We start from the raw sequence: 9,094 nt of genomic DNA, 5'->3' as shown, positions 1-9,094 counted from the left end.
GGCAGTCGACGGCAATGAGTGTGCTCGATCAGGTGAACGGCCCCTCCGACCTCCGTGCACTCGGACCCGACGAGCTGGTCCGGCTCTGCGGCGAGATCAGGGAGTTCCTCATCAGGAAGGTCTCCGCCACCGGCGGGCACCTCGGACCCAACCTCGGTGTGGTCGAGTTGACGATCGCCCTGCACCGGGTCTTCGACTCCCCCCGGGACCCCATCGTCTTCGACACCGGGCACCAGTCGTACGTCCACAAGATCGTCACCGGTCGGCGTGACCTGTTCGACGGACTCCGCACCCGGGGCGGATTGTCGGGGTACCCGTGCCGCGCGGAGAGCGAACACGACGTGGTCGAGTCCTCGCACGCCACCTCGTCGCTGTCCTACGCCGACGGTCTCGCCAAGGCGTATTCCCTGCGCGGGGAGACCGACCGCACCGTCGTGGCCGTGATCGGCGACGGCGCGATGACCGGCGGGATGGCCTGGGAGGCGCTCAACAACATCGCGGCCGGCAAAGACCGGCCCATGGTGATCGTCGTCAACGACAACGGACGATCGTATTCCCCCACGATCGGAGGCCTGGCCGAACGACTCGGGGTCCTGAGACTACAGCCCGCCTACGAGAAGGCGATGGACCACACCAAGCGCACCCTGGGCGCGCGCAAGGACGTCGTCGGCAAGGCCGTGTACTCGATCCTGCACGGGATCAAGACAGGCCTGAAGGACGTGGTGTCGCCGCAGGAGCTGTTCGCCGACCTGGGACTGAAGTACATGGGGCCGGTGGACGGACACAACCTGGCCGCCACCGAGGCCGCGCTGCGGCTGGCCAAGGACTTCGGCGGCCCGGTGGTGGTCCACGTGGTCACACGCAAGGGCATGGGGTACGTCCACGCGGAGAACAACGTCGCCGACCTCATGCACGCGACCGGGGTCATCGACCCCGACACCGGCCGACCGCTCTCGGAGTCGTCCGCGGTCGACTGGACGTCGGTCTTCTCCGCCGAACTGTGCGTGATCGGTGCCGAACGGGACGACGTCGTGGCCATCACCGCGGCCATGGCCGGGCCGACCGGACTGACGGCGTTCGGTGAGCGTTTCCCGGACCGCATGTTCGACGTGGGCATCGCCGAGCAGCACGCCGTGGCCTCGGCCGCCGGACTGGCGCTCGGGGGGATGCACCCGGTGGTGGCCGTGTACTCCACCTTCCTCAACCGTGCGTTCGACCAGCTGCTCATGGACGTCGCGCTCCTCGGGCAGCCGGTCACCCTGGTGCTCGACCGCTCCGGGGTGACCGGCCCCGACGGCGCCAGTCACAACGGGATGTGGGACCTGTCGTTGACGGGGATCGTCCCCGGGGTCCGGGTGGCCGCACCGCGCGACGCCGAGACCCTGCGCGCGGAGCTCCGCGAGGCCGTCGAGGTGACCGACGGGCCGACCGTCGTGCGCTTTCCCAAGGGTTCGGTCGGTGAACCCGTCCCGGCACTGGAGACCAGTACCGACGGCGTCGACCGGGTGCACGGGTCCGGCGACGCCGACGTCCTCGTCGTCGCCGTCGGGTCGATGGTCGCGCCGTCGCTTGCCGCGGCCCGGGAACTCGAGACCGCCGGTGTCACTGTCGACGTGGTCGATCCGCGATGGGTCTATCCGGTCCCGCACTCGGTCGTCGACTCCGCGCGGGGTCGACAGCTCGTGGTGACCGTCGAGGACAACGGGCTCCACGGTGGCGTCGGGTCGGCGGTCTCGGCGAGTCTGGAGCGCGCCGGGGTAAGGGTGGACCGACTCGCCCTGGGGATACCCCAGGAGTTCCTCGACCACGCCTCCCGCGGTGAGATCCTCGCCGACGCCGGGTTGACCGCGGAGGGGATCGCCCGCGGGATCCGCCAGCGCCTCGGCGACCGGGTCGAGAGCTGAGTCCGGACGCCCTCAGCTCTCCGCTCTGAACTCGTGCACGGCGCCCAGCAGCGGAGCCTCCGTCAGTTCGATCTGCCAGCGGCGGGCACCCTCGTCCTGCAGGACCCGGTGCAGTAGCGCCGCGTCGTCGACGGTGTCGGTGGTGGCCGCCCGCCAGGCCCACAATCTGAGCGTCGACGCCTTGAGCAGCAGCCCCTGTTCGATTCCCACCTCCTCGGCGAGCTCACCGAGCGCCTCGCGCGCGGAGTCCAGGAGCGCCGCCGCCCCCGGGTCGGTCCGCTTCCAACTGGTGTGCGGGGGGTGCTCCCCGCGCGGCGCCTGGCGAGAGGGGAGGTCGCCACGCCCGAGTTCGGCGGCCCACTCCAACGCCGCCAGCCACTCGTCCGCCAGGCGTCTGCGGTGCGGGCCGTCGAACCCCTCGATCGCGAGCAGGTCGGTGCGGTTCGTCGGCGCGGTGCGTGCCGCCTCGATGATCGCCGCATCGGTGAGCAACCTCTTGGGAGCGATGTCTCGCTCCGCGGCCACCCGGTCACGCGCCATCCACAACTCCCGTGCCCGGGCGAGTTGGCGGGCGTCGCGCAGGGAGGTCAGGCGGGCCAGCCTGCGCCAGGGATCCGGGGCGGGGGCGGGCGGATCCGAGTCGACGAGGTGTCGGCACTCGGCCTCGAACCAGTCGCGGCGGCCGAGTTCGTCGAGCCGGGGGAGTACCGCGTCCGCCAGTTCGTGGAGGAAGAGGACGTCGTAGGCGGCGTAGTCGAGCCAGGATGCGGGCAACGGGCGTCGCGACCAGTCCGCCGCCGAGTGGGCCTTGGCCAGCCCGATGCCCAGGTGCTCCGAGATCATCGCCCCGAGGTTCACCCGTTCCATCCCGAGGAACCGCCCGGCCAGTTCGGTGTCGATGACAGACGTCGGCCTGATCCCGAGCTCACGGAGTGACGGGAGGTCCTGGCTCGCGGCATGCAGGAGCAGGGGGCGCCCGGAGAGGACGCCCGCGAGCGGCCCGACCGTCTGGCCCGGCGTCTCGGGGTCCACCAGCAGTGCGGCCCCGCCGGCGGGGCGTAGTTGCAGGAGGAAGGCGCGCTCGGAGTAGCGGATCCCCGACGCGCGCTCGACGTCCACCGCGACCGGTCCGGCCGAGGACTCCACGACGGAGGCGACCGACCCGATGCCGGAGGCGTCGTCCACGAACTCGTACTCCGCCGGGGGCGGCGGCGCCCCCGGCGGGGTCTCTCCGCGTCGTCGGCCGCTCACGCCCGACGATGCAGGGAGGTCACGCCGACCGGCGGGAGTCCGGCCGCCAGGGAGAGCGTCTTGCAGAAGGCGGAGGCGTGACCGGTCAGGTTCGACTCGAGGGCGGTCCACGACGCGCGCAACTCGAGCTGGTGGGCCTGGGGCGGTCCGGAGATGTCGCCGTAGCGGACCGACGCGGTGCTGGTGACGGTTCCGCCCAGCGACGTGTACGGTCCGGCGTCCTCGTCGAGCGCCTCGGTGAGCCAACTCCAGGCGACCTGGGGCAGCAGGGGATCGCCCGCGAGTGAGGCCTCCATGTCGGCCTGGATGTAGGCGACCAGCCGCAGCGTGCCGTTCCACGCGTCGTCCCCGGAGGGGTCGTGGAGGAGGATCAGCCGACCGAACGCGTCCCCGTCGGAGAACTCGGGCACATCGTCCCCGGTCGGCGGGATGATCTCCACCCCGAGCGCATGACTGTACGGCGCCAGTCTCTGCGGCGGACGGATCGGGCCGACGGAGATCTCAGGGCGGACCTCGAGCCGGGACAGCGACTCGACCGCCTCCCGGAAGACCTCGGGCTCGCCGTCATTGACCGATGTGCTCACGGGTCGTCACGCTAGCCACCACCCGGCGGCGTCCCGAGGAGGCGCGCCGTCGCCCACCGGGGTGGGGTGGAGGGCCCCGGTGGCGCACTCGTGGGACCATGGGGGGGTGCTGAACTCCGATGTGCCCTCGAATCCCAGGTCCGTTGACACCCAGGGCGCCGGCCGCGCCACCGCGCGCCGGGCCGGGACCGGCCCCTACCTCGACGAAGTCGGGGGCACCGGTGCCGCTCACACGCCGGTGTGGTTCATGCGTCAGGCGGGTCGCTCGCTTCCCGAGTATCGCGAACTCCGGGCCGGGAGCACCATGCTCGAGGCCTGTTTCGACCCCGAGATGACCTGCGAGGTCACCCTGCAGCCGGTCCGCCGTCACGGGGTGGACGCCGCGATCTTCTTCTCCGACATCGTCATCCCGCTGGCGGCGGCGGGTGTGGACATCGACATCGTGCCGGGCACCGGGCCCGTGGTGGCATCGCCGATCCGCGACGAGGCCGGGGTCGCCGCGCTTCCCGATCTCACCCCGGACCGGCTCGAGAAGATCGGCGAGGCGGTCCGCATGGTGGTGGCGGAGCTCGACCCGGAGGTCGCGCTCATCGGCTTCGCCGGCGCCCCCTTCACCCTCGCCTCCTACCTCATCGAGGGCGGACCGAGCCGTAACCATGAGCACACGAAGTCCCTGATGTACTCCCGCCCCGACGTCTGGCATGCACTGATGTCCAAGTTGGCGGACCTGACCACGGTGTTCCTGCGCGCGCAGATCGATGCGGGCGTGGACGCCGTCCAGCTGTTCGACTCGTGGGCCGGGGCGCTGAGCCTGCGGGACTACCGGTCGATGGTGCTCCCGCACTCCACCGGGATCTTCGCCGACGAGGTGATCTCCACGGTTCCCCGCACCCACTTCGGCGTGGGCACCGGAGAACTGCTCGGGGCGATGGGCGAGGCCGGTCCAGAGGTCGTCGGTGTGGACTGGCGCATCCCGCTCGACGACGCCGCGGTGCGGGCTCCGGGCAAGGTGCTCCAGGGCAACCTCGACCCCGCCATACTCTTCGCCGACCGCTCGGCGCTGGACTCCGAGGTCCGGAGGATCCTCGACGAGGGGGCGCGGGCACGTGAGCTGGGCGCCCGCGGGCACGTGTTCAACCTCGGGCACGGCGTCCTGCCCGCCACCGACCCGGGTGCCGTGACCCACGTGGTCGAGCTGGTCCACGAGCTGACCGGGACGTAGGGATGGCCCCTCGTGTCGCGGTGATCGGTGGCGGTCTCAGCGGTCTCACCGCCGCCTATCAGCTCGCCCTCGACCTGCCCGGCGCGCGGATCACGGTCCTCGAGGCGTCGGACTCGATCGGCGGGGCACTGAACACCGTCGACTTCCCGTCCGGCCCCATGGAGCTGGGGGCTGAGGCCTTCATCGGCCGCCGCCCCGAGGCCTCCGAGCTCGTCGCCGAGCTGGGGCTGACCGACTCCATTCGGCACCCGGGTCCGCTCGGCCCGGCGATCCTCACCGACGGTCGACTGGTCCCGATGCCGGTCGGCACCGTCATGGGGCTCCCATCCGACGTGGCCGGACTGTCCGGTGTCCTGAGCCCCAAGGAATCGGCCGTCGCCGCCCGCGAGGCGGACACTCCACTGGAGTGGGAGTCCGGCGGGGACGTCTCGCTGGGCCGGCTCGTGGCCGAACGGTTCGGCGACGCGGTGGTCTCGAGGCTCGTCGATCCCATGCTCGGCGGGGTGTACGCCGCCCCCAGCTCGGGACTCGGCCTGCGGCAGGTCATCCCCGCTCTCGCCGAGGTGTTGGACCGGGGCGCGCCCACGCTGACCGCCGCGATCAGTGAGCTCCTGGGCAACCGCGTACCGGGGCCCGTGTTCGCCACCCTCGACGGCGGGTACCGGAGCCTCGTGGCCGCGCTGGCCCGGGCCGCGGGTGCCACGGTGCGCACCCACGCCACCTGCACCGAGCTCCATCGCGAGACCACCGGGTACGCCCTCACGGTCACCGGAGCCCGCGGGTCGTGGGTCGAGAACGCGGACCTCGTCGTCGTCGCCGTCCCCGTCCCCCACGCCGCGCCGCTCCTGGCCGCCGCCGGTGGTGTGGACGGCGTGGTGTCCGGACTGTCCGGGATCCGGACGGCCTCCTCCGCCGTGGTGGCGATGGAGGTCGACCGGGGGCTCGACCTGCCCGACCTCTCCGGTGTATTGGTGTCCACCGACGAGCCGGTCCCGTTCAAGGCGATGACCTTCACCAGTCGCAAGTGGCCCCACCTCGACACCCGGCCGGGACACCTGGTGCGGGTGTCGTTCGGACGGCTCGACGACGATGACGTGCTCACCGCGGATGACATCGCGCTGGCCAGGATGGCCGAATCCGCCCTCGCCGGGGTGTGCGGATCCGCACCGACGATCCTGTACTCGCGTGTCCGCCGCTGGGAGGATGCGCTCGCGGAGATCGGTCCGGGACACGCCGACCGGATCGCGGGCGTACGGGCCGAACTGGCGGACCGGTTGCCCGGGGTGGAAGTGGTCGGAGGGGCGACCGAGGGGGTCGGAGTGCCCGCGTGCATCGGTTCGGCACGGGCCGCGGCCCGGCGGTTGGCCGCCGGGTGGCAGGATTGAGCCATGGCACGCCTTGACTACAAAAAGCTCAACTCGACGCTCCGCTACCTGATGTTCTCGGTCTTCACCGTGACGCCCGGGGAGCTGGGGGAGGACCGGGCCGCGGTCACCGCGGACCTCGAGCGGTTCCTCGCCCGGTTCGACGGCACCGACGTGGTGGTCCGCGGACTGTACGACGTCTCGGGGCTCCGCGCCGAGGCCGACTTCATGATCTGGACCCACGCTGAGCACATCGAGGACCTGCAGCGGTTCTACAACGAGTTCCGGCGCACCACGATCCTGGGTCGGGCCAGCACGTCCTACTGGTCCAACACCGCTCTGCACCGACCGGCCGAGTTCAACAAGAGCCACATCCCGGCGTTCCTCGCCGAGGAGGAGCCGGGCGCGTACATCTCCGTGTACCCCTTTGTCCGCTCCTACGAGTGGTACCTGCTCCCCGACGAGGAGCGTCGCCAGATCCTCGCCGAGCACGGGCGCGCCGCCCGCGAGTACCCGGACGTCCGGGCCAACACCGTGCCGTCGTTCTCTCTGGGCGACTACGAATGGCTCCTGGCCTTCGAGGCCCCGCAGCTGGACCGGATCGTGGACCTCATGCGCGTCATGCGCAGCACAGAGGCGCGGCGTCACGTCCGTGAAGAGGTCCCGTTCTTCACCGGGCCCCGGATCAGCGCCGAGCAGTTGGCCACCACGATGCCCTGAGACGGCTCAGCGCCGCGGGGATCGACGCGAGGGGCCGGGCCGGGACCACAACGTCCCGGCCGGCCCCTGCGTTGTGCGTTCAGTCCTCGGCGGGCTCGAACGTCATGCTCAGCGAGTTGATGCAGTACCGCAGGTCGGTGGGGGTGGGGTAGCCCTCGCCGGAGAACACGTGACCGAGATGGCCGTGGCAGTTCGCGCACACCACCTCGGTGCGGGTCATCCCGAGGGTCGTGTCGGTCCGCTCGATGACGGACCCCCCGGCCAGCGGCGTGAAGAACGAGGGCCAGCCGCAGTGGGAGTCGAACTTGGAGTCACTGCGGAACAGCTCTGCCCCGCAACCGCGGCAGCGGTAGACCCCCTCGGTCTTGGTGTCCGTGTACTCGCCGGTGTACGGCCGCTCGGTGCCGGCCCGGCGTAGTACCTGGTACTCCTCGGGGGTCAGCCTGCGGCGCCACTCGGCATCGTCGAGGGTGAAGTCCGGTTGCGTCGTGTTGGAGGGGGTGTCGGTGCGCTCACTCATGTCCGCAGGCTACGCCGCTGTGGCGGCCGGTGCGATCCGCTCGTGACGGCGCGGGTCCGTCCGCCGCCAGAGCAGGATCACCAACACCGTGCACAGCAACAACAGCCATCCGAGCGTGGGATGGGCGAACTCCAACAGTCGCCCGTAGTACGGCCACCGGGCCGACTCCCAGAAGTCCAGCGTGAAGAACCCGTACGCCGCCAACCAGGCGGGCCAGTTGCGCACCAGGGACTTGTCCAGGACCACGGTGAGCATGATCGGGATGAGCATCATCGAGTAGTACATCTGACCGAGGCTGGAGACCAGGAACACGCCGGCCAGGATGACACCGGAGGTGGTGGCCAACCACAGCACCTCGTGGTTGTGCCGGTAGTCCAGTAGGAGCCACACGGCCACCAGGGTGGCCACCACGATGAGGATCCGGGCCACCAGGATGAGTGGTTCGGGGACGCCGTAGTACAGACCGAGGCCGGCGAGGGAGCTGTTGTAGTAGTCGCGGACCTCGCCCATGTACGGCGCGGTCACCTCGAGGTACCGCCCGGCGTCGACGGTGAGCGCCCAGCCCGCGGCCATGGTGGCGGCGGGGATCGCCACGGCGGCGACGAAAGGCTGCCACTGACGGCGTATCAGCGGGATGACCAACAGTGGGGCGAGCATCGGTTTGATGGCCAGGGACAAGCCCATCGCCATTCCGGCCCACCAGAGTCGCCTGCGGTGGAGGAAGTACAGGAAGGCCACCTGGCACAGGAAGATCACGCCGTTGACGTTGGTGAAGACCAGGGTGTTGGTGACCGCCTCGGTGCAGAAGGCTCCCAGGAGGATCGCCGGGGCCGCGAACGACCGCACGTCGAGGTCGAACAGGCGCATGAGCAGCCACAGGGCGCCGATGATCGCCGCCGTGTTGACGAGGATGAACAGCCACCGGGCGACGGTGTAGTTGTCGATCACACCGAAGGGCGCCAGCACGAACGTGCCGCTCGGGGCGTAGAGGTAGTGCGGCTGGACCGTGAGCAGGTTCTCGCTGTACACGGGTTCACCGGCCAGGAAGCGTCTGGTCGCCGCGTAGACGGTCCCGAAGTCATTGGTGATGGATCCGTTGACGGCCTTGATCAGGACGCGGTGGATCACGGTCATGATCGCCAGCGGCCACAGGATGTGGTTCAGCAGGCGGGGCACGGAGTCAGCGCTTCGGGTCGGCAACGGCACGGTGTGCAGGCTACCGGCCCGGGTCGCGTCCCCCACGCAGGCGCCCCGGTCAGGAGGGACAGGCCACGGAACGGTCGACGGTGGCCGGGTCGGCGAGGAACTCCGTGACGGTCGATCTGGCGCACGCGGAGTGGAGGACCACGCGCGATCCGGGTGCACCCCAGGTGAGGACCCGGATGTCGCCGGCCCCTGCGGCCGACAGCATCCCCGCGGTGGGTTCCAGCGCGGCGGCACCGGCCACCGGGTCCGCGATCCCACCCATCAGCAGCACGGGCGCGGCGCCAGGTAGTTCCAGCGTGGACTCTCCCGGGACGGGCCAGGTC

Annotated in this window: 9 protein-coding genes; 4 read left to right on the top strand and 5 right to left on the bottom strand. The window is 70.7% G+C overall.

Annotated elements, in window-relative coordinates; translation table 11 throughout:
- Window positions 1-14 precede the first annotated feature (14 nt).
- Complete coding sequence (gene dxs / locus G6022_RS01540; RefSeq protein ID WP_182638978.1) at window positions 15-1,904, top strand: 1-deoxy-D-xylulose-5-phosphate synthase; 1,890 nt, start codon at window positions 15-17, stop codon at window positions 1,902-1,904.
- A 12-nt stretch (window positions 1,905-1,916) separates the two neighbouring features.
- On the opposite strand, the gene G6022_RS01535 is transcribed toward dxs, so the two are convergent.
- On the bottom strand, window positions 1,917-3,155 hold the full coding sequence (locus G6022_RS01535; RefSeq protein WP_182690931.1) for an HRDC domain-containing protein: 1,239 nt from the start codon (window positions 3,153-3,155) through the stop codon (window positions 1,917-1,919).
- Entirely contained in the window at window positions 3,152-3,739 is a 588-nt protein-coding gene (locus G6022_RS01530; protein ID WP_179525398.1) for a DUF3000 domain-containing protein, read from the bottom strand. Before G6022_RS01530 ends, G6022_RS01535 begins: the two co-directional genes overlap by 4 nt.
- Before the next feature lie 106 nt (window positions 3,740-3,845).
- Here G6022_RS01530 and hemE point away from each other — a divergent pair, with 106 nt between their 5' ends.
- From hemE to hemQ, 3 genes are read left to right on the top strand one after another with little or no spacing between them, the layout of a single operon-like run.
- Window positions 3,846-4,961, top strand: coding sequence for a uroporphyrinogen decarboxylase (hemE, locus tag G6022_RS01525; RefSeq protein WP_182638616.1), 1,116 nt, complete (start codon window positions 3,846-3,848; stop codon window positions 4,959-4,961).
- Between the two features lie 2 nt (window positions 4,962-4,963).
- The gene (gene hemG / locus G6022_RS01520; protein WP_182638615.1) at window positions 4,964-6,346 is read left to right on the top strand and encodes a protoporphyrinogen oxidase; all 1,383 of its coding nucleotides are present in this window, start codon (window positions 4,964-4,966) and stop codon (window positions 6,344-6,346) included.
- Window positions 6,347-6,349: 3 nt separating this feature from the next.
- Window positions 6,350-7,045: a hydrogen peroxide-dependent heme synthase gene (gene hemQ, locus G6022_RS01515; RefSeq protein WP_182638614.1), complete on the top strand. Its 696-nt coding sequence runs from the start codon at window positions 6,350-6,352 to the stop codon at window positions 7,043-7,045.
- A gap of 79 nt (window positions 7,046-7,124) precedes the next feature.
- Here the strand turns inward: hemQ and msrB are convergent, their stop codons facing one another.
- From msrB to G6022_RS01500, 3 genes are all read right to left on the bottom strand, one after another.
- A complete protein-coding gene (gene msrB, locus G6022_RS01510; RefSeq protein ID WP_182638613.1) occupies window positions 7,125-7,565 on the bottom strand; it encodes a peptide-methionine (R)-S-oxide reductase MsrB in 441 nt (146 codons plus the stop codon).
- 9 nt (window positions 7,566-7,574) lie between these two features.
- Window positions 7,575-8,771, bottom strand: coding sequence for a glycosyltransferase family 87 protein (locus tag G6022_RS01505; protein ID WP_347237774.1), 1,197 nt, complete (start codon window positions 8,769-8,771; stop codon window positions 7,575-7,577).
- A gap of 49 nt (window positions 8,772-8,820) precedes the next feature.
- Window positions 8,821-9,094: alpha/beta hydrolase (locus G6022_RS01500; RefSeq protein WP_182690929.1), on the bottom strand; the 274-nt coding region annotated here is incomplete at its 5' end.

Source organism: Dietzia sp. Cai40, assembly GCF_014145165.1.
In the GTDB taxonomy this organism is placed as follows: domain Bacteria; phylum Actinomycetota; class Actinomycetes; order Mycobacteriales; family Mycobacteriaceae; genus Dietzia; species Dietzia natronolimnaea.
The sequence above is the reverse complement of the archived record's forward strand: the minus strand, read 5'-3'. Positions and strand labels throughout refer to the sequence as shown.